Source organism: Actinoplanes sp. NPDC026619 (assembly GCF_040638295.1).
Taxonomy (GTDB): domain Bacteria; phylum Actinomycetota; class Actinomycetes; order Mycobacteriales; family Micromonosporaceae; genus Actinoplanes.
The window spans coordinates 127,637-152,515 of record NZ_JBEZYA010000001.1; the positions used below are offsets into that span (position 1 = coordinate 127,637).

Annotated in this window: 21 protein-coding genes; 7 read left to right on the forward strand and 14 right to left on the reverse strand. The window is 71.3% G+C overall.

Translation table 11 applies throughout. From position 1 onward, the window contains the following. Positions 1–20: 20 nt before the first annotated feature. From AB0E90_RS00680 to AB0E90_RS00700, 5 genes are read right to left on the reverse strand one after another with little or no spacing between them, the layout of a single operon-like run. Positions 21–1,814 (reverse strand): branched-chain amino acid ABC transporter ATP-binding protein/permease, encoded by a 1,794-nt coding sequence (locus tag AB0E90_RS00680; protein WP_360397466.1) that lies wholly within the window; start codon positions 1,812–1,814, stop codon positions 21–23. Continuing rightward, positions 1,811–2,680, reverse strand: coding sequence for a branched-chain amino acid ABC transporter permease (locus AB0E90_RS00685; protein WP_360397468.1), 870 nt, complete (start codon positions 2,678–2,680; stop codon positions 1,811–1,813). The genes AB0E90_RS00680 and AB0E90_RS00685 overlap by 4 nt, the downstream gene beginning before the upstream one ends. Then, complete coding sequence (locus AB0E90_RS00690) at positions 2,680–3,819, reverse strand: ABC transporter substrate-binding protein (protein ID WP_360397470.1); 1,140 nt, start codon at positions 3,817–3,819, stop codon at positions 2,680–2,682. Before AB0E90_RS00690 ends, AB0E90_RS00685 begins: the two co-directional genes overlap by 1 nt. A 13-nt stretch (positions 3,820–3,832) precedes the next feature. Next, the gene (locus AB0E90_RS00695; RefSeq protein ID WP_360397472.1) at positions 3,833–5,557 is read right to left on the reverse strand and encodes a thiamine pyrophosphate-binding protein; all 1,725 of its coding nucleotides are present in this window, start codon (positions 5,555–5,557) and stop codon (positions 3,833–3,835) included. Next, positions 5,557–6,999, reverse strand: coding sequence for an aldehyde dehydrogenase family protein (locus AB0E90_RS00700; protein ID WP_360397474.1), 1,443 nt, complete (start codon positions 6,997–6,999; stop codon positions 5,557–5,559). Before AB0E90_RS00700 ends, AB0E90_RS00695 begins: the two co-directional genes overlap by 1 nt. Before the next feature lie 187 nt (positions 7,000–7,186). Here AB0E90_RS00700 and AB0E90_RS00705 point away from each other — a divergent pair, with 187 nt between their 5' ends. Further along, positions 7,187–7,954, forward strand: coding sequence for an IclR family transcriptional regulator (locus AB0E90_RS00705; RefSeq protein ID WP_360397476.1), 768 nt, complete (start codon positions 7,187–7,189; stop codon positions 7,952–7,954). 15 nt (positions 7,955–7,969) lie between these two features. Continuing rightward, positions 7,970–9,172 carry a CoA transferase gene (locus AB0E90_RS00710; RefSeq protein ID WP_360397478.1) on the forward strand — a complete coding sequence of 401 codons (1,203 nt, stop codon included), beginning with the start codon at positions 7,970–7,972 and terminating at the stop codon, positions 9,170–9,172. Here the strand turns inward: AB0E90_RS00710 and AB0E90_RS00715 are convergent. From AB0E90_RS00715 to AB0E90_RS00740, 6 genes are all read right to left on the reverse strand, one after another. Further along, positions 9,129–9,998, reverse strand: a complete 870-nt coding sequence (locus tag AB0E90_RS00715) for a shikimate dehydrogenase (protein ID WP_360397480.1) — start codon at positions 9,996–9,998, stop codon at positions 9,129–9,131. The two genes, AB0E90_RS00710 and AB0E90_RS00715, sit on opposite strands and share 44 nt — an antisense overlap. Before the next feature lie 79 nt (positions 9,999–10,077). Continuing rightward, positions 10,078–10,899: an MBL fold metallo-hydrolase gene (locus AB0E90_RS00720; RefSeq protein ID WP_360397482.1), complete on the reverse strand. Its 822-nt coding sequence runs from the start codon at positions 10,897–10,899 to the stop codon at positions 10,078–10,080. Then, the gene (gene pqqE, locus AB0E90_RS00725) at positions 10,896–12,278 is read right to left on the reverse strand and encodes a pyrroloquinoline quinone biosynthesis protein PqqE (RefSeq protein ID WP_360397484.1); all 1,383 of its coding nucleotides are present in this window, start codon (positions 12,276–12,278) and stop codon (positions 10,896–10,898) included. The genes AB0E90_RS00720 and pqqE overlap by 4 nt, the downstream gene beginning before the upstream one ends. Continuing rightward, positions 12,275–12,970 carry a pyrroloquinoline-quinone synthase PqqC gene (gene pqqC / locus AB0E90_RS00730; RefSeq protein WP_360397486.1) on the reverse strand — a complete coding sequence of 232 codons (696 nt, stop codon included), beginning with the start codon at positions 12,968–12,970 and terminating at the stop codon, positions 12,275–12,277. The genes pqqE and pqqC overlap by 4 nt, the downstream gene beginning before the upstream one ends. A 94-nt stretch (positions 12,971–13,064) precedes the next feature. Then, on the reverse strand, positions 13,065–15,170 hold the full coding sequence (locus AB0E90_RS00735; RefSeq protein ID WP_360397488.1) for a PQQ-binding-like beta-propeller repeat protein: 2,106 nt from the start codon (positions 15,168–15,170) through the stop codon (positions 13,065–13,067). Positions 15,171–15,179: 9 nt separating this feature from the next. Beyond that, positions 15,180–16,229 (reverse strand): ThuA domain-containing protein, encoded by a 1,050-nt coding sequence (locus AB0E90_RS00740; protein WP_360397490.1) that lies wholly within the window; start codon positions 16,227–16,229, stop codon positions 15,180–15,182. Positions 16,230–16,373: 144 nt separating this feature from the next. Between AB0E90_RS00740 and AB0E90_RS00745 the strand changes: the two genes are divergently transcribed. After that, positions 16,374–17,123: a citryl-CoA lyase gene (locus AB0E90_RS00745; RefSeq protein WP_360397492.1), complete on the forward strand. Its 750-nt coding sequence runs from the start codon at positions 16,374–16,376 to the stop codon at positions 17,121–17,123. A 3-nt stretch (positions 17,124–17,126) separates the two neighbouring features. Beyond that, positions 17,127–19,799: a TIM barrel protein gene (locus tag AB0E90_RS00750; RefSeq protein ID WP_360397494.1), complete on the forward strand. Its 2,673-nt coding sequence runs from the start codon at positions 17,127–17,129 to the stop codon at positions 19,797–19,799. On the opposite strand, the gene AB0E90_RS00755 is transcribed toward AB0E90_RS00750, so the two are convergent. Then, positions 19,784–20,329 carry a hypothetical protein gene (locus AB0E90_RS00755; protein WP_360397496.1) on the reverse strand — a complete coding sequence of 182 codons (546 nt, stop codon included), beginning with the start codon at positions 20,327–20,329 and terminating at the stop codon, positions 19,784–19,786. The two genes, AB0E90_RS00750 and AB0E90_RS00755, sit on opposite strands and share 16 nt — an antisense overlap. An 18-nt stretch (positions 20,330–20,347) precedes the next feature. Between AB0E90_RS00755 and AB0E90_RS00760 the strand changes: the two genes are divergently transcribed. Then, positions 20,348–20,608, forward strand: coding sequence for a hypothetical protein (locus tag AB0E90_RS00760; protein ID WP_360397498.1), 261 nt, complete (start codon positions 20,348–20,350; stop codon positions 20,606–20,608). A 16-nt stretch (positions 20,609–20,624) separates the two neighbouring features. Here the strand turns inward: AB0E90_RS00760 and AB0E90_RS00765 are convergent, their stop codons facing one another. Together AB0E90_RS00765 and AB0E90_RS00770 are read right to left on the reverse strand one after the other, a co-directional pair. After that, on the reverse strand, positions 20,625–21,311 hold the full coding sequence (locus AB0E90_RS00765) for a uridylate kinase (protein WP_360397500.1): 687 nt from the start codon (positions 21,309–21,311) through the stop codon (positions 20,625–20,627). 5 nt (positions 21,312–21,316) lie between these two features. Then, the gene (locus tag AB0E90_RS00770; protein ID WP_360397502.1) at positions 21,317–21,532 is read right to left on the reverse strand and encodes a DUF2007 domain-containing protein; all 216 of its coding nucleotides are present in this window, start codon (positions 21,530–21,532) and stop codon (positions 21,317–21,319) included. A gap of 116 nt (positions 21,533–21,648) precedes the next feature. Between AB0E90_RS00770 and AB0E90_RS00775 the strand changes: the two genes are divergently transcribed. Both AB0E90_RS00775 and AB0E90_RS00780 read left to right on the forward strand, forming a co-directional pair. Beyond that, positions 21,649–24,084, forward strand: coding sequence for a bifunctional diguanylate cyclase/phosphodiesterase (locus tag AB0E90_RS00775; protein WP_360397504.1), 2,436 nt, complete (start codon positions 21,649–21,651; stop codon positions 24,082–24,084). Next, positions 24,081–24,809: an SIMPL domain-containing protein gene (locus AB0E90_RS00780; RefSeq protein WP_360397506.1), complete on the forward strand. Its 729-nt coding sequence runs from the start codon at positions 24,081–24,083 to the stop codon at positions 24,807–24,809. The genes AB0E90_RS00775 and AB0E90_RS00780 overlap by 4 nt, the downstream gene beginning before the upstream one ends. Positions 24,810–24,879 lie beyond the last annotated feature (70 nt).

A 24,879-nucleotide genomic window follows, 5' to 3' on the forward strand; every position in this document is an offset into this window, starting at 1 on the left:
CTCGGGGCCTCCTTGAACGGTCACCTCAGGGCCTCCTTGATCGGTGGCATGTCGTCGGTGTTCATCGAGTCGCCGAGGTAGGCCTCGATGACGGCCGGGTTCCGGGCCACCTCGGCCGGCCGGCCCTCGGCGATGACCTTGCCGCCGGCCAGCACCGTGATGCGTTCGCACAACGACATGACCAGGCCCATGTTGTGCTCGATGACGACAACCGTGATGCCGCTGTCGCGAATGGACCGGACGATCTGGCTGAGCTGCCGGACCTCCTCGCCGTTGAGGCCGGCGGCCGGTTCGTCGAGCAGCAGCAGGGACGGGCCGGCCGCGACCGCGCGCGCGATCTCGACCCGCCGCTGGATGCCGTAGGGCAACGAGCGCGGCGCCACCCCGGCGAAGCCGGTCAGGCCGTAACGATCGAGCACCTCGTCGGCGCGGCGGCGCAGGTCGCGGTCGCGGTGCAGCACCGACAGCGGGGCGGCGAGGTAGCGCCAGATCGAGCGGGTCCGCGAGCGGTCGAGCGCGACCAGCACGTTCTCCCGGACGGTCAGGTCGCCGAAGAGCCGCAGGTTCTGGAAGGTGCGGGACATGCCGGCCGCGGACAACCGGTACGGCCGCCGGTTCGTGACGTCCGCGCCGGCGAACCGGACCCGGCCGGCGGTCGGCCGGTAGAGGCCGCTGATCACGTTGAACAGCGTCGTCTTGCCCGATCCGTTGGGGCCGACGATGCCCCGGATCTCGCCCGCGTCGACGCCGAGGGAGACATCGTCGAGGGCCCGCAGCCCGCGGAACTGCATGGTGATGCCGCTGATCTCGAGGAGGGCGCCGGGGGTGGGGGCGCTGCCCGGCTCGTACGGCCGGAAGGGTTGCAGTTGCCCGGCACTTCCCGGTCCGCGCCGGACGAGCCGGCGCACCCGCTGGGGCAGACCGGCCAGGCCGGTCGGGGCGAAGACCACGACAAGAACGACCACGGCGCCGTACGCGATCTGGGCCACCGTCGGGTGATCGGACAGCAGTTCGCGGACGAGATAGAGGCCGATCGCGCCGGCGACGCAGCCGATCAGGCTCTGCCGGCCACCGATGATCACCATGGCCAGCAGCAGGAACATGTTGGCGATCGAGAACGACTCCGGCGCCACGTAGCGGATCAGGCCGGCGTAGAGCACGCCGGCGACCCCGCCGTACACGCTGGCCAGCAGGAACGCCGTCATCCGCAGCATCGGCACCTCGACGCCGAGCGCCCCGGCGGCGAGTGCATCGTCGCGCATGGCCCGCATCCGGCGGCCGAGGGCGGTGCGCACCACGAACAGTCCGAATGCGAGGCCGGCCGCGACGACGATCAGTTCGAGGTAGTAGAAGAGGTACTCGTTGGACAGGTCGACGCCGGGGAACGACGGGACCGGGATGGCGGAGATGCCCTCAGCGCCGCCGGCGACCTGGGCGTTGGTGACCCAGTTGGTGAAGGCCAGGGCCAGGCCGAGGGTGACGATGCCGAGGTAGTGCGACTGCACCCGCAGCGCCGGAGTGCCGACGAGCAGGCCGATCGCGGCGGTGGCGCCGATTGCCAGCAGGGCCGAGATCCAGAAACCCCAGCCCGCCTTGGTGGTGAGGATCGCGGTCGCGTAGGCGCCGACCCCGAAGAACGCCACCTGCGCCAGGTTGACCTGACCGCCCACCCCCATGCACAGGCCGAGTCCGATGGCGAGAACAGCGAAGATCAGAATCACATTCACCACATGGATGGCGTACGAATCCAGGCCGTACGGCAGAAGCCAGGCCGCGACCGCAAGCAAACCGATCATCACAACCTTGAGCCTCATGCGCGGTTCACCGTCCTCTCGCCGAAGACTCCGGTCGGCCGGATCATGATGATCACCGTGAACACCAGGAACGTGACCAGCTCCGAGTAGCCCTGGAAATGCCCGGCGGTGAACGAGTCGAGCACGCCGATGGCGAGGCCGCCGACGATCGCGCCGGGGATGCTGCCGAAGCCGCCGAGGATCGCCGCCGCGAACCCCTTGATGCCGAGCGCCCCGCCCAGCGCGGGATTGACGTAGAGCAGCGGCCCGACCAGGCCACCCGCGAGGGCGGCCAGGCCGGCGCCGATCATGAAAGCGATCGCGTTGCTGCGCCCGACGTGGATGCCGACGGCGGTGGCTGCCTCGTGGTCCATCGCCACCGCCTGCATCGCGGCGCCCCGCTTGGTGCGCGACAGGAACAGCACCAGCAGGACCGTCGCGACCGCCGCGATGGCCAGCACGACCAGGTCGTACGTCCGGATGCGCACGCCGAACAGATCGATCGGCGCGGACGGCACGGGTGAGGGAACCGCCCGGCCGGTGGCGCCCCAGATCATGATGACGAGGGCGTCCAGGACGATGCCGAACCCGATCGTGCCGATCAGCATGAGGTCGAAGTCGCGGTTCTCGAGCGGCCGCAGGACCCGCTCGATGACCAGGCCGATCGCCGCGGTCACCCCGATCGCCACCAGCATGGCCAGGGCGAACGGCAGCTTGGAGCTCAGGTAGAAGGTCGACGCCAGGTAGGCGCCGACGGTGACCACGTTGCCGTGCGCGAAGTTGACCAGGCCCATGGTGCGGTAGACCAGCGAGAACCCCAGCGCCACCAGGGCATAGATGGCGCCGAGGCTGATCCCGCCGATGACGGTCTGGAAGAAGACCTGCATCAGCCTGCTGCCGCCACGAGCTTGCCGTCCTTGATCGTGCCGATCGAGGTGGCGAAGATCCCGACGCCGGTCTGGTCGAAGGCGAAGCTGCCGAGCAGTCCCTCGTACTTGGTGCCGCGGATGGCGTCGGCGAGGGCCTTGCCGGTGGCGACGTTGCTGCTCTTGAGCGCGGTGAGCAGGATCTGCGCCCCGTCGTACGCCTTGGCGCCGTGCAGTTCGGCGTCCTCGTTGTATTTCGCCTTGTAGGCCGCCGCGAACTTCTTCGAGGCCTCGCTGACGTCGTTGCTCAGGTAGGGCGAGCTGACGATGGTGCCCTCGGCGTTCGTCGCGCCGGCCGTGTTCAGGAAGACCGGCGTGCCCTGCGGGGCGGCGCCGGCGAACGGGACCGTGATGCCGAGGTCACGTGCCTGCTTGACGATCAGGCCGGACTCGACCTCCTCCGCGCCCAGGAAGATCAGTTGCGGGTTCTTCTGCCGGATCGTGGTGAGCGCCGCGCTGAAGTCCTTCTGGTCGGTGGTGACGACCTGGTCGGCGACCGGGGTGACGCTGCGGCTCTTGAGGGCCTTGGTGAACGCGTCGTGCTCACCCTTGCCGTACGAGCCGTTGTTGGTGATCGTCGCGATGTTCTTGATGCCCTGCTGGTCGACGATGTATTTGGCCAGCGTCTCGTCGTAGGTGGTGCTGGTCGGCCCGTTGAGGAACAGGAACTCGCTGCCCGCCGCGACCAGGCCCGGTGACTGGCCGGACGTGATGTTCGGGATCTCCGCGGTCTTCAGGGTGGGCGCCATCGCGATGGTCACCGCGCTCTCGGCGGTGCCGAGCATCGCGAGGTAGCCCGCACTGTCGATCTTGCGGGCCAGGTTGGTGCCGGTGGTCGGGTCGCCCTGGTCGTCGAACACGTCGAGCTGGACCTGCCGGCCGTTGATGCCGCCGGCCGCGTTCCACTCGTCGACAGCGAGCTTGGCGCCCTTGAGCTCCCACGCGCCGAGCGAGCTGAGCTGCCCGCTCTGGGCGTCGACCAGGGCGATCTTGATGGGTCCGGAGTCGGTCTCCTTTTTGTCGTCGCCGGAGCCCGGGGCACTGCACCCGGCTGCGGCAAGTGCGGCGGCGAGGACGATGACGGTGGCGCGTCGGAGCATGAGCGGGTCACCTCTAATCCAGGAATATGCCTTGGTAAATGTCCTTGATGTTCCAATGGCCGGGGGTCGGGACCGGTTCGTTGACCATCGGAACGTCGATCACCGCGGGTCGGCGGCGGTCGACGGCCGTCTTGAGGGCGGTGGTGAGCTCGCCCGGTTCGGCGATCAGATATCCGTCGGCGCCACAGGCTCGGCCCAGGGCGGCGAAGTCCGGGCTGTACGGCTGCCCGTCCGGATCGGTGAAGTCGCAGCCGTAACTGCGGCCGAAGAAACTCGACTGCAGGTCGGAGATGGTGCCGTGGGCCCGGTTGTTCATCACCAGGAAGATCACCGGCAGGCCCTGCTCGACCGCCATCGGCAACGCCGGCAGCTGCGCGCTCATCCCGCCGTCGCCGATCAGTGCGACCACCACCCGGCCGGGCTGGGCGATCTGCACGCCGAGTGCGGCGGCCGGGCCGAAGCCCATCGTGGACGCGCCGCCCGGGGTGATGAAGCGGCCCTCGGCCGGCAGCGGATAGCACTGGGCCACGCCGTTCTTGTTCCAGCCCACGTCGGTGACCAGCACGGCGTCCGGCGGCAGCGCGGCCCGGACGTCGGCGAGGATCCGCTCGGGGCGCAGCGGGAAGTTGTCGCTGCGCCCGCGTTCGGCGCTGTCCGCGAACAGCTTCCGCCGGACCTTGCCGATCTGTTCCCGGAGTTGCGGGCGGCCGATGCCGTCCGGCCGGCGCTCCTGCACCGCCGCCAGGATCTTCCGGACCGCCAGGCCGGCGTCGGCGACCACCCCGATCTCCACCGGATAGTTGCGGCCGATCTCGGCCGGGTCGATGTCGATCTGGATCAGCCGGCTGGGCGGGAAGCGCCAGGTGTAGTCCGGGTTCCACGAGCTCGCGTCGGTCTCCGCGAAGCGGGTGCCGATCGCCAGCACGAGGTCGGCGTCGCGGGCGTAGGCGTTGGTGAACTCCAGTCCCCAGAAGCCGGTCATGCCCAGCACGAGGGGGTGGTCGTCGGGAAGCGCGCCCTTGGCCATGAGGGAGTGGGCCACCGGGATGTCGAGGTGCTCGGCCAGCGCCCGCAGAGCGGCCCGGTCGCCGAGGCCGCCGCCCAGGTAGATCAGCGGCCGCTCCGCGGCCAGCAGCGCCGCGGCGATCCGCCCGGCGTCCACGTCGGACAGATCCGGTGCGGTGGCGGATTCCGGAAGCGGATATGCCGCTGCGTCGGCCGCGGGCCGGGAGAACAGGTCCATCGGCACGTTGAGCAGCACCGCACCCGGGCGCCCCGACGTCGCGGTCCAGAACGCGCGCTCGGTGAACCGGGCCAGGTCCTCCGCCCGGTGCACGTGCCACGCGCGCTTGACGAACGGGCGGTAGATCGCCGTCTGATCGGCGTCGGCGTGCAGATTGACTTCCTGGTGCGGGTGCCGCCCGTACATGTAGGACGGAATGTCGCCGGAGATCGCGATCAGCGGCACCGAGTCGAGCGCGGCCGTGGCCACGCCGGTCACCGCGTTCATCATTCCCGGCCCGACATGCAGCAGGACGACGCCGGGTTTGCCGGTCGCCCGGGCATAGCCGTCGGCGGCGTGCGCGGCGGTCTGCTCGTGCCGGGCGATCACGAACTCGATGGGGCTGCGGCCGATCGCGTCGAGCAGCGCGATGTTGGTGTGCCCGCAGGTCCCGAAGATGTGTTCGACGCCGTAGGAAACGAGCTGCGCGACGAGCGCGTCGGCGGCGGTGGCCATCAGTTCTCTCCCCAGATCGACATGCCTCGCAGGATCAGCGTCTTGACGACCGTGTAGTCCTCGACCATCGGGCCGGGCGACTCGCGGCCGAAGCCGGAGTCCTTCACCCCGCCGAACGGAACGTGGTCGAGCCGGAAGTTCGACGAGCCGTTGACGATCAGGCCGCCCACCTCCAGCTCCCGCCAGGCCTGGAAGATGCGGCCGGCGTCGCGGGTGAACAGCCCGGCCTGCAGCCCGAACCGGCTGCCGTTGCAGGTCTCCAGGACCGCGTCGAAGTCGTCGAACGGCAGCACCGTGACCAGCGCGCCGAAGACCTCCCGGGTGACCACGTCGGCGTCGGCCGGCGGATCGGCGACCACGGTCGGGGCCAGGGTGGCGCCGTCCCGGGTGCCACCGACGGTGATCCGGGCGCCCCCGCCGACCGCCGCGACGGCCCAGTCCAGCACGCGTGCGGCGGCCTGCTCGTCGACCATCGAGCCGACGTCGGTGGCCGGATCGAGCGGATCACCGACCTTCAACGCACCGACCTCGGCCGTGAGCAGGTCGACGAAGTCCGCGAAGCGATCCCGCGCGACGTAGATGCGCTGGACCGAGATGCAACTCTGCCCCGAGTTCGTGTAGCCGGTGCGGGCACAGACCCTCGCCGCGAGTGCGATGTCCGCATCGGAGCAGACGATCGTCGCCGCGTTGCCGCCCAGCTCGAGCACGAGCCGCTTGGCCCCGGCCGCCCGCGCGACCGCTTCGCCGGTTGACGCGCTGCCGGTGAAGCTGATCACCGCGACCTCGGGCGCGGCACACAGCGCGGCGCCGACCTCTCCGCCGCCGTGCAGCAGCTGCACCGCTTCGACCGGCGCGCCCGCGTCGAGCAGCAACGCGACGACGGCGGCCGAGACGGCGGGCGCCTGCGGCGGCGCCTTGACGATGGTGGTGTTGCCGGCCGCGAACGACGCGCCGAGCTTGTGGGCGAGCAGGTTGGCCGGGGCGTTGAACGGGGTGATCGCGAGGGCGACGCCGGCCGGCGCGCGGTAGGTGAGCGCGGTGTTGCCGATGCCGCGCTCCCAGCCGGCGACCGGGAGCACGTCGCCGCCGATCCGCCGCGCCTCGGCCGCGCACACCGCGAACGTGTCGGCCACCCGGTCGAGCTCACCGCGGCCGTCCTTGACCGGCTTGCCGAGCTCGAGGGCGATCAGCCGGGCGATGTCGTCGCGGCGCTCGGCGGCCAGGACGGCGGCGCGGTCGAGAATCGCGGCCCGGGTGGCCGGGGCGAGGCGGGCGATCGTGCGGGCGAACGCTTTGGCGTGCTCGGCGGCAAGACGTGCGTCGTCCGGCCCGGCGACACGGGCGCGGCTGACGACCGTACGGGTAAATGGTCCGATTCGGTCTTCCGCCGGTCCATCGCTGATCCATTTGCCACCGAGCAGGGCGGGGATCGTGTCGAGCATCTTCACCTCCAAGGTCCGCTAGATGGACTGAATTTCGTCTTCTGGACCACTGTGTGGACTCGGGTGTAACGTACGGTTGGCCGCCGGGCGAAGGCAATAGGCGAAGGTCGAAAAGTTACGAGCCGATGAAGCCGCCGCCGGGGCGGCAGAATCTGGGTGTCCCAGACACCGAGGAGAGTGAGCCGCCGTGCCATCGACGGAGACGCCCGACACCCAAGGCGTGCGCAGCATCCAGCGCGCCCTGGACATCCTGTCGCTGCTGAGCGAGGAGCAGCCGCTGATCGCGGTGCGCGACATCGTCAACGCGACCGGGCTGGCCAAGACCACCGTCATCCGCATCGTGCAGACCCTCGAACAGAGCGGCCTGCTGTGGGCGACCCCCTCCGGTTACATGGCCGGGCCCGGTCTGTGGCGCTGGGCCCACCTGGCCCGGCGCAGCTGGGAACTGCCGCCCGAGACCCAGCGGCTGATGCGCGAGCTCGCGTCGCGGGAGCGGGAGACGGTCAACGTCTACGTGGCCCGCGACATCGTCCGGGTCTGCATCGCTCAGCAGGAGAGCCCGCAGCCGCTGCGGCACGTCGTCCAGGTCGGCGACGAGTTGCCGCTGTGGGCCGGCGCCTCGGCGAAGGTGCTGCTGCGCAACGCGCCGCCGCCTCTGCTGGAGCGCATCGCGCGCTCGTCGCCCTTCGGCGACGAGCACCTCGAGCGCATGCAGGAATGGATCGAAGAGGCAACCCAGCAGGGGTACGCGGTGAGCCACGGCGAACGCGAGACGGGTCTGTCCGCGGTGGCCGTCCCGCTGCTGGGCCGCTCCGGCACCGTGGTGGCGGCGCTGACCCTGAGCGGCCCCACCGTCCGCTTCACCGACGACCGGGTCGCGTCCTTCGCCGATGCTCTGCTCAGCGCCGCCAAGCAGATGAACGAGCGGGGGTTCGACCATCCGCTGGGGTTCTGAGCAGAAGGAGATCGCATGCCCGACCGCCCGCTCGACGGCGTCCGCGTCCTCGACCTGACCAACGTTCTCGCCGGGCCCTACTGCACCTATCACCTGATGCTGCTCGGCGCCGAGGTCGTCAAGATCGAGGTGCCCGGCCGGGGCGACCTGGCCCGGCAGCTCGGCCCGGACGTCGCGCTGAACCGGGCCCGGCTCGGCGCCTCCTTCCTGGCGCAGAACTCCGGCAAGAAGAGCATCGAGCTGGACCTGAAGGCGGATCCGGGCACGTTCGCCGAGCTCGTCACGCACGCCGACGTGCTGGTCGAGAACTACCGGGCGGGCGTGCTGGAGCGGATCGGCTTCGGCTGGGAGCGGCTGCGCACGCTCAACCCCGGGCTCATCTACTGCGCGATCAGCGGGTTCGGCCAGCGTGGCCCGATGAGTCAGGCACCTGCCTACGACCAGATCATCCAGGGTCTCTCCGGGATGATGAGCGTCACCGGCACACCGGACACCGCCCCGCAGCGGGTCGGTTTCCCGGTCGCCGACACGGTGGGCGGCCTCAGCGCCGCCCTGGCCGTCACCGCCGCCCTGGCCGGCCGCCGGCACGACGGCCGCGGCCGGTTCCTCGACGTGTCCATGCTGGAGGCGTCGCTGTCGGCGATGGGCTGGACCGTCTCCAACTACCTGGTCAGCGGGGTCGAGCCGGAACCGATGGGGGACCAGAACGCGACCGCCGCCCCGTCCGGCACGTTCGAGACCGCGGACGGGCCGCTGAACATCGCGGCCAACCGTCAGGAACAGTTCGAGACGCTGTGCCGGCTCGTCGAGCGCCCCGATCTCATCACCCACCCGGACTTCGCCGACCGGGAGGCGCGGAAGCTGCACCGCCGCGAGATCAACAAGGAGCTCAACGATGCCCTGCGCCGGCGCACGGCCGCGGAGTGGGAGCACATCCTGTCGGCGGCCGGCGTTCCGGCGGCACGCATCCTCACCGTCGCCCAGGCCGTTGCCGCCGAACAGGTGACCGGGCGTGGTTTCGTCACCGAGCTGCCCTTCCCGGCCGGCGACGGCACGCTGCAGGTCACCGGCGCCGGCGTGCTCTTCGACGGGGAGCCGCTGCCGCCGCCCACCCCGCCGCCCGGCCTCGGCGAGCACAACGCCGAGCTGCCCGAGCTGATCGACCGCTGGCGGGCTAGCCATGCCGGCCGTCCCCGGCCAGTTCCCGGAAGTCGCTGAACATCCGGTCCTCGTCGGCCTGCCGCCCGGTGAACAGCCGGAACGACGCGGCCGCCTGATAGACCACCATCCCGCCGCCGTCGGCCACCCGGCAGCCTTTCTGCCGCGCCGCCCGCAGCAGCTCGGTCTCCAGCGGGCGGTAGATGACGTCGGCCACCCACAGGTCGGGCCGCAGATATCCGGCCGGGATCGGCGAGCCCGGATGACCCTCCATCCCGATCGGGGTGGCATTGACCAGGCCGTCGGCCTCGGCCAGCCGCTCGCGCGCCTCCTCCGGCGGAACGGTCTCGACGATCACGCCCTGGTGCCCGGCCATCGCCTCGGCCAGCCGCCGCGCCCGCCCGGCGTCGAGGTCGGCCACGGTCAGCCGTCTCGTGCCCGCCGCGACCAGAGCGGAGGCCACGGCCAGACCGGCGCCGCCGGCCCCGAGCTGCACGACGTGACGCGGGACCAGGCCGGGAAGCGCGCGGGCCAGCCCGGCGAAGAACCCGTACCGGTCGGTGTTGTGCCCGATCGCCCGGCCACCGTCGAAGACGACCGTGTTGACCGCGCCCAGCTCGGCGGCCTCGGGTGCGAGCTCGTCGAGGTATTCGACCACCTCCTGTTTGCAGGGATGGGTGATGTTCAGCCCACGGAATCCCAGCCGGCGGGCGGCGGCCAGCAGCTCGCCGACGTCGCCGGCGGCCAGGCCCCGGGTGTCCAGGTCGATGATCTGGTAGAGGTAGCGGACCTGCTGCCGGTCGGCCTCGCGCTCGTGCAGGGCCGGGCTCATCGACGTCCCGATGCCGGCCCCGATCAGGCCCACCAGACAGCGCTCGCCGGTCACGGCTGCCTCCCGATTCTTTGTACGAACCAGTACGTTAGTTATTGAGTCAGAAACAGGGAAAGTCAAGAGGGTCGTTTTCTCAGCCGTGCAAGATCTCCTGGCCGTCCGCCACGATGTCGTCCCCGGTGGACGGATTGGTGTTGTTGAGATGGCCGAACCGAAACCGGGTGTGGGGGTGGCGGGCCAGGTGCGGCCGGGACTCGGTCATCGGCAGGTGCCCCATCCGGCGCGCGCCGGGGAATTCGTCCCCGGTCGCGAACGTGCCGTCGAGCAGCACCTCGTCCGCTCCGTCGACGAAGGCGTCGAACGCGTCGGTCCAGGCCGGCAGACAGGTGGCATGAACGAACGACGAACCGCTGCGCGCGTCCGTCAGACGCAGCGCCGACACCCACTCCTGCCCGGAATCGGCAGGCAGCCGAGCGGTCCCGGCATACCGGGGCCGCTTCGAGCCCACCGTGAGCCGGCGGACCCGCAGGCCGCCGTCCAGCTCGAGTTCGGCAGGCAGCTCGAGCCACTCCAGGTCGGTGTACTGCGCGAGCATCGGGCGCAACGGGAAGGCGGCCGCCAGCGCCGCGCCGACCGCGGGCGTGGCATAGACGCTGAGCCGGACGGCCTCGCGCAGGCAGAGCAGGCCGAGCGTGTGGTCGAGCTCGGCGGTGGTCAGCAGAACGCCGCGAAGCGGCGTCTGCCTCAACCCGGGTCCGGCTCTCAGCTCCGGCGTCCGCAGGATCTGCGTACGGATGTCCGGCCCCGCGTTGATCAGATACCAGGCGATGCCGTCCCCGCTGACCGCCACGGTGTCCTGGGTGCGATCGCTGGTCGCGCTCGCGCAGACGGCACAGGCGCAGTTCCACTGGGGAGCGCCGCCGCCGGCCGCGCTGCCGAGAACCCGGACCCTCACCGGTAGCGCCGCGGGACGATCGCCGGCCGCGCGGCGCCCGCGCCGGCGAGCATGCCGTGGTGCGGGGACAGGGCGCAGGCCGGGTCGGTGGCGGCAGCGTCGCCGGTGAGCTGGAAGGCCTGGCAGCGGCAGCCGCCGAAATCCACCTCACGCAGGTCACAGGTTCGGCACGGCGACGGCATCCAGGCGGTGCCACGGAAGCGGTTGAACAGTTCGGATCGGTGCCAGATCTCGGCCAGATCCTGCTGCCGGACGTTCGGCGGCGGTGGGCCGGGCAGCTGCTGGGCGGCCAGGCAGGGCAGGACCACGCCGGTCGGCGACACCGCGAGCTGGCGGCTGCCCCAGCCGTTCATGCACGGCTTCGGGCGGCCGGTGTGATGGTCCGGTTCCACGTAGACGATCTCCATGACGTCGCCGTAGCGGTCGTACACCTCGGCCGCGGCCGTCGCCGCCCGTAGCACCTGGCCGGTGGTGGGCATCAGGGCGGCGCGGTTGCGCAGCCCCCAGCCGTAGTACTGGGTGTGTGCCAGCTCCAGGCGGTCGGCGCCGAGATCGGCCGCGAATGCGGCGATGTCGGCGAGCCGGTCGACGTTGGCCGCGTGCAGCACCACGTTGATGGTCAGTGGCAGGTCCGCCCGGCGGATCAGGCCGGCCGCCGCGATCTTCCGCTCGTGGGCGCGCAGCCCGGCGATTGCGTCCGCGGCCGGGGTGTCGGCGTGCTGCACCGACAGCTGCACGTGGTCGATGCCGGCCGTGCCGAGCCGGTTCAGGCGGCCGGCCGAGAGCCCGACCCCGCTGGTGATCAGGTTCGTGTACATGCCCAGCTCGCGGGCGTGCCCGACCAGATCGGCCAGGTCCGGGCGCAGGACCGGCTCGCCGCCGCTGAAGTGCACCTGCAGCACGCCGAGCGCCCGCGCCTGGTCGAGGACGTCCGTCCACTCCCCCGTGGCCAGCTCGTCGCGAACCGGGTCGATCTGCACCGGGTTGGAGCAGTAACCACAGCGCAGCGGGCAGCGATAGGTCAGCTCGGCAACCATGCCGATCGGCAGCCCGGTCCCGGTCTCGGTCTCGGTCCCGGTCTCGGTCTCGGCGAGCGATCCGGCGCAGGTGTGACCGGTCGCGGGCCGGCCGCCGTCGGTCAGCAGGCGCTGAGCGGTCAACTCCTCGAGAAGATCCACGACGTCGCCGGCGGGCACGTCGTCGTAACTCTGCTCGAGCGCGGCGACGATGCCCGCGACGTCGAGACGGCCGTCGCAGGCGCGCACCACGTCCGGCGCCGGGCCGGTGAGGATCAGCGTGCCCTCCGGGTAGAGCAGGGCGTCGGCCGCGCGGACCGGGTCGTGCACCAGCCGCACCCCCTTGGCCAGGCCCGGCCTCACGCGACACCACCCTGATAGTCGATCGCATCAAGCATTGCGCCCAGCACGTCACATTTGAACGCGAGGGCCCGGACCGCCGCCTGCTGCTCATCGGCGGTCCGGCACAGGGTCAAAACCAGATCGAGGGTGTACGCCGCGTCGCCGCGCACCACCGGGATCCGGTTCTCGAAGTACGCGTACCCCTCGGGCTTGATCCAGTCGTAGTGGCGGCGCCACGCGAGGACCCGGGCTGCCATCAACTCCGGCGAGAACAGTTCGGTCAGCGCGGCCGCGACCGCCTCGAGCCACGGCCGGTGCAGGCAGAAGTGCAGGTAGCCGTCGACGGCGAAGCGGGTGCCGCGGGCGACGTGCCGTTCGTCCAGCAACTCCTCGCGGGCCAGGCCGACCGCGTCGGCGAGGACGAGCCAGTCGGCCCGGCCGCCCTCGCCGTCGCGGGCGCCGTCGTGGAAGGTGACCCGCTCCAGCCACCGTCGCCGGACATCCGGCAGCGGGCAGTTCGCGATGACCGCCGCGTTCTTGCGCGCCAGGATCTGCTGGTAGTACCACCGGTTCGCGACCCACGACCGCACCTCTCCGGGCGTGCAATCGCCGGCGTGCAGTCGCCGGTGGAACGGGTGGCGGTCCCAGTAGCGCGGCGCCAGTGCGCGCAGCGCGGCCTCGAACTCGGCCCGGCTCAGCGAGGCTTGCGCCATGGCTGGCCGACCCCGGCGTACGCGGAGACCTCTGCTCTTGATTCGAGGCATTCGGTCTTCGGCTTGGTCCAGGTCTTCTTCATCGATCTCCCTCTCATGAAACGACGATCTTGCCGGTGTTCTGGGGGTAGATGGCGTCGTTGTAGAAGTACGTGCCGGGCGTGCTGAAGGTGTGCGTGTACGACGTGCCCGGCATGAGCACGCCGGTGTCGAACTCGTCGTCGAAAAACGACACGGCGGCGTGCGCGGAGGCGTTGCCGGCCGGGTTCACGAAGGTCACGGTCGCGCCCACCGGGATCGCGAGGTGCTGCGGCGACATCGCGTTCTGCGCGACCAGGTTCTCGGTGGCGCCGGGCGAGCCGGTGGTGGCATTCCAGACCCGGCCGATGGTCACGGTGGTGCCGGTGACCGGTGCGGCCCGGACGTCGTTGCGTTTCGACGGCGGCACCGGCGTGGCGGCCGGCGCGACAGTGCCGCCGAGCTTGAACGCCCACAGATGGTCGCCGCGCGGGATGTCCGGGTAGGGCAGCCCGTTTCCGCCGGCGAGAACCGCGATGTACTGCTCGCCCGCTACCTCGTACGAAATCGGGCTGGTATGCACCCCGGCGCCGGTCTGGAAACTCCAGAGCACGTCGCCGTCGGTGTCGTCCATCGCGTGCAGCAGGCCATCCGGGCCGCCCTGGAACATGACCCGCCCGGCCGTGGTGAGAATGCCGTTGCCGTGGGCGAGCGACCATTCCCCGTCCCTGGTCCAGACCGGCTTGTTGGTGACCGGATCGACCGCCGCGATGCCACCGGCGAAATACTCGCCCAGCGGCCGGGACGTGTTGACCCGGCCGTCCCGGGCGTTCGAATAACCCGAGTTGATCAACCCATAACCAACATAGATCCAGCCGGTGTACGGGTTGAAGGAGAGGTGCGCCCAGTCCGCGCCGCCGCCCGCGCCCGGGAAGATGATCACCGGCCGGTCCCAGTGCGGGGTGTAGAGGCCGCCGGTCTCGTAGAACGGCACCGGCCGGGTCGCCTTGTCGATCCGCGGTTCCTGCGGCACGAACGGCTCGCCGCCGGGGAACGGCTGGGTGGGCGCGGTCTTCTGGCGTACGTCCTGGGGAACTTCCCGTTCCTGCATGCCGTGGATCGCCTCGCCGGTGCGCCGGTCGAGGATGTAGTACATGCCGACCTTGCTGCCGTAGACGACCGCCTTGCGGTGCCTGCGGTCGACGACCAGGTCGATCAGGACCGGGGCCATCACGTTGTCCATGTCCCAGATGTCGTGGTGCACGGACTGGAAGTGCCAGCGCCGCCGGCCGGTCTTCGCGTCCAGCGCGACGATCGAGTTCGCGAACAGGTTGTCGCCGGCCCGCGACGAGCCGTCGGTGCGCGGGTAGGGGCCGCTGAACGTCCAGTAGACGAGGCCGAGCTCCGGGTCGATCGCCGGGTGGATCCACGGCACCGCGCCGCCGGTCTTCCACGAGTCGCCGGCCCAGGTGTCGTGGCCGAACTCGCCCGGGCCGGGCGCCGACCAGAACGTCCAGGCGATCTCGCCGGTGGCGGCGGTCAGCGCGTACGCCCGGCCGCGGGCGCCGCCGGTGCTGCCCTGCATGCCGACGTAGACGAGGCCGTCGTGGTAGACGACGGCGCCGGCCAGGGTTCCGGTCAGGCCGCCGCACTGGCCGTTGCCCGGGTCGCAACCGCTGTCCGAGCCACCCTCGTCCGCGGTGATCAGGGCTTTCTGCCAGACGACCGCGCCGGTGCGCTGATCCAGCCCGTACACAATATTTGATCCTGAGGTGGAAAAGACCTTGCCCTCACCCAGGGCGACGCCGCGCATGTTGGTGGTCTTGCTGCCGAGGTTGGTCTTCCACTTGATCGCGCCGGTGCGGCCGTCGACCGCGAACACGTTCTGCTGCGTGGTCTGCACGTAGAGGACGCCGTCCTGGACCACGGCGGTGCTCTGCTGCGGCTGGCTGGTGCTGCCGCCCTCGAGGTTGACGTGCCACGCCCCGCCGAGCTTCTGCACCGTCCGCTTGTTGATCCGGCTCAGGTCGGAGTGGTTGGTGTTGCCGAGATCGCCACAGACCTTGGGAAAGTCCTTACCGGGCTTGCCGAACGGTTGCTTCGTTGTTGCGTTCGCGGGCGCCCCGACCGCTGTCGCCCCGACTACTCCGGCCGCGCCGGCCAGGAATTTCCGTCGTTCCACATTGCCGCCTCAGCTGGGGAACGGGAGCTTGCCCATGGCGGACAGGATCCCGTTGACGATGTGCTTCTTGAAGAAGGCCTGCCCGACGTAGCCGGAGCCGTCGGTCCAGGCGGCCGAGTCATGGCCGAGCGCGGTGACCCAGGACCGGCCGCCGTCGTAGTACTGGCACCAGGACAGCGGGTGGAACTTGCCGTGGCCGGGGTGCGTGGCCGACTTGGTGGCGAGGGTCGACTCGTCGACGCCCAGCAGCCACTTCACCCGGCCCGGGAAGGGCATCCAGTTGTACCACTCGTCCTTGAACTCCCAGCGTGGCGGAAGTCCCTGGTCCTTGGTGTAGGTGACGACGGTGCCGTTCTGCAGCGCGCCGTGGTCGTAGTACTGCGTACCGCCGCAGAGCCCTTCGTAGTAGGGCCAGTTGTATTCGGTGCCGCCGATGGCGTTGTGGATGCCGGCGAAGCCGCCGCCCGCCCGCATGTACTGCCGCAGCGCCGTCTTGGCCGCGTCGAGGTGCGCGCCGGTGGTGGTGTTGACCGCGGACGCCGGCTGGACCGCCGTGCCGTGTTTCCACAGCGAGTCCCGGCTGGTGCTGCCGAAGACGACCGCCTTGTAGGTGCTGCCGATGCCGGGCATCTGGGTGACGTCCTCGGTCCAGTCCACGCCCACGCCGACCTCGGCCATCCACGTGATGATCGCGTTCTGCAGGACGTGCGCGGCGGTCAGCACCGGGTTCAGCCCGGCCGGCAGGGCGGGGCCGAGGTGCGCGTGCCGCGGGCCGGCGGTGCGCGTGTAGAGCAGGATCCGGTCCTGCCGGTTGCTGACCCACGGGTGGTACGACGCGGGCACCGGACCGCGGATGACGTTGTAGTACGGGTCGAAGTAGTCCTCCAGACCCCGCGGGATGTTCGTGGTGACCGGCTGTTTCGTGGTCGGCTCGGTGCCTTGATGTGCCGTGCCTTTTTGCGCCGCCTCGGCCGCCTCACCGCCGATGCCCGCGGTCGCGGCGGTGGCCGCCGCCGTGGCGGCCGCGCCGAGAATGGCGCGCCGGGGAAGTTTCGCCATGAAGGCCGCCCTTCAGGTCCACCAGGCGGACCGAGCGGTCCGCTGTAAGGTCCGGCTCAATATAAGGACCACGCTCATCGATGCGCAACCATCCGCTGTGTGGCACCTATGGACCACAGTGCGGACCGGGGTTATGGTCTCGCCATGACTGACTCGGCGGTCGCGGACTGGTGGGGCACGGCCGTGTCCCGCGTCGAACCCAATCGCATCGAGCTGCGCGGCACCCCCGTGCAGGAGCTCATCGGCGCCCTCGGATTCGGCCCGATGATCTGGTTCATGCTCCGCGGCTCCCGCCCCACCGACGCGCAGGCGGCGCTGCTCGAGGCGGCGCTCGTCGCCGGTGTCGACCACGGGCCGCACGCGCCGTCGATCGCAGTCGCCCGGATGACCGCGACCTGCGGCGTCGGGCTCAACAACGCCATGGCCAGCGCGATCAACACGCTCGGCGACTCGCACGGCGGGGCCGGCCAGGAGTGCGTCCAGCTGCTCGACGAGGTGGTGGCCTCCGGGTCGGCCGCCGCGACCGTCGCCGCCTGGCGGGCCCGCGGAATCCGCTACCTGCCCGGGTTCGGGCACCGCTTCCACACCCGGGATCCGCGCCGCGATCCGCTGCTGGGCCTGGTCGGGAAAGCCGTGTCCGAAGGGGTGGTGCCGGGCGCCCACCTGCGGGCGGCGCTGGCGGTCGAGGCGGCGCTCGCCCCGGTGCCGATGAACATCGACGGCGCCACCGCGGTGATCTACGCCGAGCTCGGTTTCCCGGCGCCGCTAGCCCGGGGTCTGTTCGTGCTCAGCCGCAGCGTCGGGATCCTCGCGCACGCCTGGGAGGAGACCGGCCAGGGGCGGCGCAACAAGGGTCCGATCCCGCCGTCCATCCGCCCGTCCTACCTGGGCTGATCCATGCACGAGACGATTGCCACCTCGAGCCTCTCCGGAACCCTGGAGGACAAGCTGGCGGCCGCGGCCGCGGCCCGGTTCCGGGGCGTCGAACTGGCCGAGAGCGACCTGGTCGTGTCGTCGTGGTCGCCCGGCCGGATCCGCGACGAATGCGCCCGCCGGGGCCTGACGGTCGACGCCTATGCCGCCGTTGCCGGCATCGAGGCGGTGCCGCCGGCCATTTTCGCCACCGGCCTCCGCCGCGCCGAGCGCACCTTCGACATCGTGTCCCGGCTCGGCGCGACGACGGTCGTGGTCTGCTCCTCGATGTCGGCTGATGCGGTGGACGACGACGACCTGGCCGCCGAGCACCTACGGGTCCTGGCGGACCGGGCTGCCGATCGCGGGCTGCGCATCGCCTATGAGGCACTGGCCTGGGGGCGTTTCGTCAACACGTACGCGCATGCCTGGCGGATCGTCCGCCGCGCCGCGCACCCCGCGCTGGGTCTGTGCCTGGACAGCTTTCATGTCCTGTCCCGTGGGGAAGACCCGGCGGGCATCCGCGTCATCCCCGGCGACAAGGTGTTCCACCTGCAGCTGGCCGACGCCCCACGACTGAGCATGGACGTCGTCGAACGCAGCCGGCACCACCGGCTGTTCCCCGGCCTCGGCTCCTTCGACCTGCCCACCTTCGTCCGGCACGTGCTGAGCACCGGCTACGACGGCCCGCTGACGCTGGACGTCTCCGACGACGTCTACCGGCAGGCCGACCCGCGGCACGCCGCCATCAACGGCATGCGCGCGATGCTGGCCTTGGAGGAACAGGCCGGCTTCCCCGGTCTGCCGGCGGCCCCGGACCTGAGCGGCATCGCCTTCATCGAGCTGGCCGTGGACACCGTCTCCGGCCCGGCGGTGGCCCGCGCGCTGACCACGCTCGGCTTCGCCCACGCCGCCCAGCATCGTTCCAAACAGGTGCAGCTGTGGCAGCAGGGCCGGGCACGCATCCTGCTGAACTTCGCCGCCCAGCGGACCGTCACCCCCGGCACCGCCACCATCTGCGCCCTGGCCGTCGAGACCGCCGACCCGGCCCGTTCGACCGGCCGGGCCGAGAGCCTGCTCTCGCCGGTCCTCCCCCGCCTGCGCCAGCCCGGCGAAGCCGACCTGGCTTCGTTCGCCGCCCCCGACGGCACCTCGATCTTCCTGGTCGGCAACGACGCCTGGCTCCAGGACTTCCGGCCCGGCACGTCGCCTGCCGAGGCCGGCCTGCTCGACGTCGTCGACCACGTCTCGCTCACCGATCCGGTCGACGACTTCGACGAGGCCGCCCTCTTCTATCGCTCGGTGCTCGGCCTGCGTTCCGGCGACACCACGGAGATAGCCGCACCGTTCGGGCTGATCCGCAGCCGGGCCGCCGCCGACCCCACCGGCCAGGTCCGGATCACCCTGAACACCGCGCCGATGCGCCGCGGCGACTGGGCGCCGGCCATCCCGAACCCGCAACAGGTCGCGTTCCGCACCGGCGACGCGATCGCGGCCGCCACCGCGATGCGCTCGCTCGGCGCGCCGCTGCTGACGATCCCGGAGAACTACTACGCCGACCTGGACGCCCGGCTCGCGCTGCCCCCGGACCTGCTCGCCGCGCTGCGCGAGCACTCGATCCTGTACGACCGCGACGAACACGGCGCGTACCTGCACTTCTACACCGAGATGCTCGGCTCCCGGATCTTCTTCGCGGTCGTGCAGCGCATCGGCGACTACCGTGGCTACGGCGGCCCGGTGAGCGCCCCCGTCCGGATGGCCGCCCACCGCGAACACCGCCTGCTCACGCTGCGCCGCCCACCGGCGCCCGACCAGCGCCACGACTTCTCGCTGGCGCACCTGACCGCGCTGAGCCTCTCCCCACCGGAACTGGTGGACGCGGCCGCCGAGGCCGGCTATCGCTACGTGGGCCTGCGGCTGACCCGGGTGACCCCGCAGGAGCCGCACTATCCGCTGGCCACCGACCCGGCCCTGATGCGGACCACCAAGGTCCGCCTGGCCGCCACCGGCATCGAGGTCCTGGACATCGAACTGGCCCGGATCGGCCCCGACGAGGACCCCCGCGACTTCCAGCGTTTCCTGGAGGCCGGCGCCGAACTGGGCGCACGCCACGTCATCACCCAGCTGCCCGACCCCGACCGGGCCCGCAAGACCGCCCGCTTCGCACAGCTGTGCGAGATGGCCCACCCACTCGGGCTGACGGTCGACCTGGAGTTCCCCTCCTGGACCGAGACCCCCGACCTGAACGCGGCGGTCCGCGTGCTCCGCGGCGCCGACCAGCCCAACGCCGGCATCCTGATCGACCTGCTGCATTTCGCCCGCTCCGGCTCGAGCGTCGCCGACCTGCGGCAGCTGCCGGCATCCTGGTTCCACTTCGCGCACGTCTGCGACGCCCCACCGGCGGTCCCGCCGACCAACGAGGGCCTGATCCACACCGCCCGGTTCGAGCGCCTGTTCCCGGGCGAGGGCGGCATCGACATCCACGGCATCCTGGCCGCCCTGCCGCCGGGCCTGCCGTACGCCCTGGAGATCCCCAAGGCCACGCTGGTAGCCCAGGTCGGCGGAAAGGAGCACGCCCGCCTGGCCCTGGCCGCCGCCCGCGCCCACCTGGACCGTCGCACCACGGATCCGCCGCCCTCCAGTCAGTGGCGAGCGTAGAGCCTGCCCTGCGCCGCCAGATCCGCGAACCACCCGGCCTTGGCCGTCGGCACCCAGCCGGTCTTCGCCCAGAACTGCTGGACCTCGGGGGTGGCGGCGCCGATCATCCACACCGCCACGTGGTGGAGGCTGGGCGCATCGTCGGTGCCGACGGTGAGGTCGGCATCGCGGACGCACGGCTGGCCTCCGCACGGATCCGCACCGGGGATGCCGGTGAAGTTCACCGCGACCTTGAAGGCGCCGTATTCATAGATGTCCGTCACGCCGTCGTCGGCCAGAGCGCCGGACGGCCACATCCGGACGATGCCCGGCGGCATGCTCGGCGGCACGAGGGAGAAGTGCACCACGAACCCGTCCCGCCGGGTCGAATCGATCGACGCCGCCGCCACCTCGAGCGGGTGCGCGGCCATGACCCGTTCCCGGTCCGCCCGGTGGGCGGCAATCCGCTGCGCCCGGCGCACTTGACCGAAGACACCCACCGCCACCAGCGCAAGAACACCGACAGCGAGAACGATCAATGCACGCTTCACGATCCGCGACTGTAATCCATGCGCTCAGGCGTCGCCGTCCCTCGTATTGGGGTCAACCTGCGGCTCGTCGACGACTCCGACGACCGGTTGCGCAGTACCGCGCGAGCGGACATCAACACGTGGCTCGGCGGGCCGGCGGCAACGACCTACAGCCAGCCGTCCGGCGAGCGCGCCGCCGACCTGGACCAGCTGATCGAGCACGCCCGCCCGATCCTGGGTGAGCGCGCGGCCCGGCATCTGCGCTTCCACGCCGGCCTGCCGAATCCCCCGCTCCCCTGACCGGCAACAGGCGGACTCAGTGGTCACCGGGCAGGTCACGCAGGATCTGAGGGGCTTCGAAGTTGCGGTTGTCGATGACGATGTCGGCTCGCTCGGCCGGCTTGATCTCGGCCAGGTAGAGCTGCTCGCCCGGGATGTAATACGTGCGGTAGCGCTCGGCTGCCGCCTCCGCCGAGTCCATCCACGCCTGGTCCCGGATCGTGCCGCGCCGCAGCACCTCCGCCACGTCGATGTGCAGATAGACGCACAGATCCCAGTGCGGCGACAGGGCCGGCTTCTGGAGGAATCCGCCGTCGGCCACCAGGATCGCGTCGTCCGGTGCCTCTTGAACGGCGGAATCCATCGGCGTACGGCCGCTGAAGTCCATGATCTCCATGCGGTACCGGCGATTGCCGCCCGGGCCGAGCGGTATCAACAATTCGTCGCGGATCGCGTCGACGTCGAACATCTCGAAGTAATAGCTTTCCGGCGAGCCGGTCGGATATCGCGTACGCAGATCGACATGCCGTTTGAATTGGTCGATCATGACTCGGATGACCGGGCGTTCGGTCCGGGCGCGCAGTACCCCGGCGAGGTCGTCGGCCAGAGTCGTCTTGCCGGCCGCGGAATGCCCGTCGATCCCCACCCGGATCGGGTGGCCCACTCGCTGCCCGAGGATCCGGTCGGCCAGCAGATCGAGCAGCTGATGCCGCGTCGCGGTCATCGAGCTCAGGACTGGGCGTCGGCCAGAATCTGCCGCGCCTGGGCCTCGTCGGCCGGTGCGACCAGCACGCTCACGCCCTCCAGCTGGAGGGAGCCGATCACGCCGCCGGCGTCGTCGGCGGTGACCCACGCGTCGATGCCGGCGCTCTGCAGCAGGCCGGCCACGATGTCGCCCTCGGCCCGGCTCGACACACTGGCCACGGGCACCGTCTGATTGGTCACCGGCCAACCGTACCGGCCCCGCCGGGCAACCGCGTCGCGGGCCGGTGAAGCGGACCGGTGAATGTGGAACGTTCGGGGGAGATCAGGCGCAGATCAAGGCCGATAGTGTCGGGCCCGTGACGCGGACGGTAGATCGGTGGCGAGCTGGGCCCTTCGTGCGGGCCACCGTCGCGGTCGCCGCGCTCGGCACCATCTGGTGCGCGGCGTACCTGACCGTCGGCGCCGGGAGCGAGGTGTTCGCGTACTTCTTCCTTCCGGTCGGCGGGCTGCTCGCGACCGCGTCCGTCCATCACCTGCTCCGAAGTGGACTCGACCTCGACCCGGCCGCCCGGCGGTTCTGGCGCACGGTCCGGCTCGCCGTCGGCGTCGTCACCATCGGTTACACCTGGCTGGCGGTGGACATGCTCGCCCACGCCGCCCAGTCCCGCACCCGCACCATGCCGGTGCCGGCGGCGGCCTGGGTGGCCGCCGGCTTCCTGATCGCGGCGTGGGCGCTGGCCCGGGTGCCGGTGGCGGTGACCGGCAGTGGCGAGCGGTGGCGCATGGCGCTGGACCGGATGATCGCCTTCCTCGGCTGTGCGGCCGCGTTGTGGTACGTCGGGCTCGCCCCGATGCTGTCCGCCCGCGAACCGTGGAGCCGACAGGCGATGGCGCTGGTCGGCCTCGGTCTGCTGGTCGCGGTCGGGGCCGCGACGAAGGTGTCGTACGTGGTGGGCGGTCCGGTCGACCGCGCGGCGGTGCGGCTCGTCGCGGCCAGCGGCGGTTTCCCGGCCGGGGTCGTCGCCGTGCTCGCGGTCCAGTTCGGGTACATCGCGGTGGTGCCGGCCCAGGCGATCGTGATGCCGCTGGGCCCGGTGCTGATCACGCTCGGTGTCGCGGTGCAGGCCCGCGCCGCCCGTGGGCTGCGCCGCGAGTCGCCCCGCGTCGGGGTGCTGCTGCCCTACCTGGCCATGCTGGCGGTGGACGTGCCGCTGATCGCGGTCGCGTTCGGTGCGCCCCTGCACTGGCCGGTCCGGGTGGTCCTGGTCGCGGCGGTCGCGGTGACCGCGCTGGTCACGGTCCGGCAGTACATCGCGTACCGGGAGAACGCCCACCTGCTGCGGAACACCCGGGTCCAGGAGATGCGGCTGCAGTACGAGGTGAGTCACGACAGCCTGACCGGCCTGGGCAACCGGGCGCTGTTCCGGGACCGGCTCGCGACCGCCCTGGCCACCACCGGCACGGCCACGGTGCTGCTCGTCGACCTGGACGACTTCAAGGCCGTCAACGACCTGCTCGGCCACGGCGTCGGCGACCGGCTGCTGGTCTCGGTCGCCGGGCTTCTGCAAGCCGAGGCCGGGGAGAACGGCTTGCCGGTACGCGTCGGCGGTGACGAGTTCGCGGTTCTGCTCACCGGCCCCGGCCCGGACCCGGAGGAGCTGGCCGGGCGCCTGCTGGCGGCGTTCACCCACCCGATCAGTGAGCACCGCCTGCTCGTGCAGGCCAGCATCGGGATCGCCACCGCGACGCCGGGCGCCACCGTCGACTCGGTGCTGCGCAACGCCGACGTCGCGATGTACACGGCGAAGCAGGGCGGCAAGGCCGGCTTCGTGCGGTACGAGGACGGCCTGCGGGAGCCGGTTCTGGCGCACATGCAGCTCGGCGGCGAGTTGCGGCGGGCGCTGGAGAACGACGAGTTCCGCGTGGTCTACCAGCCGATCATCGGGCTGACGGACAACCGCCTGATCGGCGTGGAGGCGCTGATCAGGTGGCACCACCCGGTCCGCGGCGTGGTCAGCCCGGCCGAGTTCATCCCGGCCGCCGAGCGGACCGGGCTGATCGTGCCGCTGGGCCGGTTCGTGCTGCGCGAGACCTGCCGGCAGGCGGCGGCGTGGCTGGCCGAGTTCGGGCCGGACGCGTTGCGCGAGGCCGGCCTGAACGTGTCCGCCCGGCAGCTGCACGACCCCGACTTCGTGGCCGACGTGACCAGCGCGCTCGCCGACTCCGGGCTGCCGTGTGAGCGGCTGGTGCTCGAGGTGACCGAGTCGGCGGTGCTGCGCGGCCAGCAGGTGTCCCGGGCGCTGTACGCACTCGACCGGATGGGCATCCGGCTCGCCCTGGACGACTTCGGCACCGGCGAATCGTCGCTGAGCCTGCTGCGGGCGTTCCCCGCCGCGATCATCAAGCTGGACAAGTCGTTCGTGGACGGCATCGAGATCGACGACGGCCGGCCGGCTGCGGCCGACGCCCGGCAGGCGGTGGCGCGCGCGGTCATCCAGCTCGCCCGCGCACTCGGCCTGGACACCGTCGCCGAGGGGGTGGAGAACGCCGAGCAGGTGGCCGTGCTCCGCGAGCTCGGTTACACCGTCGGGCAGGGCTTCCACCTGGCCGAGCCGATGACCGCGGACGGCGTTGCACGTCTGCTGAGACGTCAGCGACCGGCGATCGAACGGGTCCCGGAAGAGGTCGGCGTCCGGGTTCGCCCGGACGGTCTACATGTGCGCAATACCGCCCCGGCCCGTGGCCCCGCCGCCTTGAATGGAGGGAAATTCGGCCTCGAAGGTGGGAAATGAATCGGTCACGTCATACCGCGCCGGCACTCGTCGCGCTGGCCACACTTCTGGTGTTCCCGCTGCTCGGCGCGCGTCCGGCGGCCGCCTCCACGATGGATCCCGGCGCGGACGACAAGGTGCTGGTCACCGGCAAGGGTGAGATGTCCGCCGAGCCGGACACGCTCACCGCCGACCTTGCGGTGGAGACCGTTGCGGCCACCGTCGGCGAAGCCCTGGACCGCGCCGGCACGGCGGCCACCCGGATGCGCAACGCGCTCGTACGCGCCGGGATCGCCCGGGCCGACCTGCAGACGTCGAACGTCAGCGTCAACTCGCGCACCGACGACGATCAGCAGATCACCGGCTACACCGTCAACCAGGGCCTCACCGCGAAGATCCGGGACCTGCCGCGGGCCGGGGCGCTGATGTCCACGGCCGTCGCCGCGGGCGGTGACGCGGCCCGGCTGAACGGCGTGTCCTTCGCGATCGAGAACGAGGCCCCGCTGCTCGCGGAGGCGCGCAAGAAGGCGTTCGCCGACGCCCGAGCAAAGGCCGAGCTGTATGCCCGCGAGGCCGGCCGCCCGCTCGGCCGGGTCATCTCGGTGAGCGAGGTGGCGCCCGGCTTCGCGGTGCCGGGCCCGCAGTACAGCATGGCCGGGGCGGCGGACGCCCGCTTCTCGATCGAGCCGGGCCGGCAGCGGCTGTCGGTGACCGTCACGGTGGAGTGGGCCCTGGGGCGCATCTGACGGATCACCCAGGGCTGCGGCGTGGTCCAGAGCGCGCCTGACGGCACCCGCGACGCGCCCACATACAACC

Bases quoted from the DNA above. Each gene is read 5' to 3' on its own strand.
- pqqC (WP_360397486.1), bottom strand. From the start codon at position 12,970: ATGGCGCAAGCCTCGCTGAGCCGGGCCGAGTTCGAGGCCGCGCTGCGC.
- AB0E90_RS00710 (WP_360397478.1), top strand. From the start codon at position 7,970: ATGCCCGACCGCCCGCTCGACGGCGTCCGCGTCCTCGACCTGACCAAC.
- AB0E90_RS00745 (WP_360397492.1), top strand. From the start codon at position 16,374: ATGACTGACTCGGCGGTCGCGGACTGGTGGGGCACGGCCGTGTCCCGC.
- AB0E90_RS00780 (WP_360397506.1), top strand. From the start codon at position 24,081: ATGAATCGGTCACGTCATACCGCGCCGGCACTCGTCGCGCTGGCCACA.
- AB0E90_RS00690 (WP_360397470.1), bottom strand. From the start codon at position 3,819: ATGCTCCGACGCGCCACCGTCATCGTCCTCGCCGCCGCACTTGCCGCA.
- AB0E90_RS00685 (WP_360397468.1), bottom strand. From the start codon at position 2,680: ATGCAGGTCTTCTTCCAGACCGTCATCGGCGGGATCAGCCTCGGCGCC.
- AB0E90_RS00695 (WP_360397472.1), bottom strand. From the start codon at position 5,557: ATGGCCACCGCCGCCGACGCGCTCGTCGCGCAGCTCGTTTCCTACGGC.
- AB0E90_RS00680 (WP_360397466.1), bottom strand. From the start codon at position 1,814: ATGAGGCTCAAGGTTGTGATGATCGGTTTGCTTGCGGTCGCGGCCTGG.
- AB0E90_RS00740 (WP_360397490.1), bottom strand. From the start codon at position 16,229: ATGGCGAAACTTCCCCGGCGCGCCATTCTCGGCGCGGCCGCCACGGCG.
- AB0E90_RS00760 (WP_360397498.1), top strand. From the start codon at position 20,348: ATGCGCTCAGGCGTCGCCGTCCCTCGTATTGGGGTCAACCTGCGGCTC.
- AB0E90_RS00750 (WP_360397494.1), top strand. From the start codon at position 17,127: ATGCACGAGACGATTGCCACCTCGAGCCTCTCCGGAACCCTGGAGGAC.
- AB0E90_RS00765 (WP_360397500.1), bottom strand. From the start codon at position 21,311: ATGACCGCGACGCGGCATCAGCTGCTCGATCTGCTGGCCGACCGGATC.
- AB0E90_RS00700 (WP_360397474.1), bottom strand. From the start codon at position 6,999: ATGCTCGACACGATCCCCGCCCTGCTCGGTGGCAAATGGATCAGCGAT.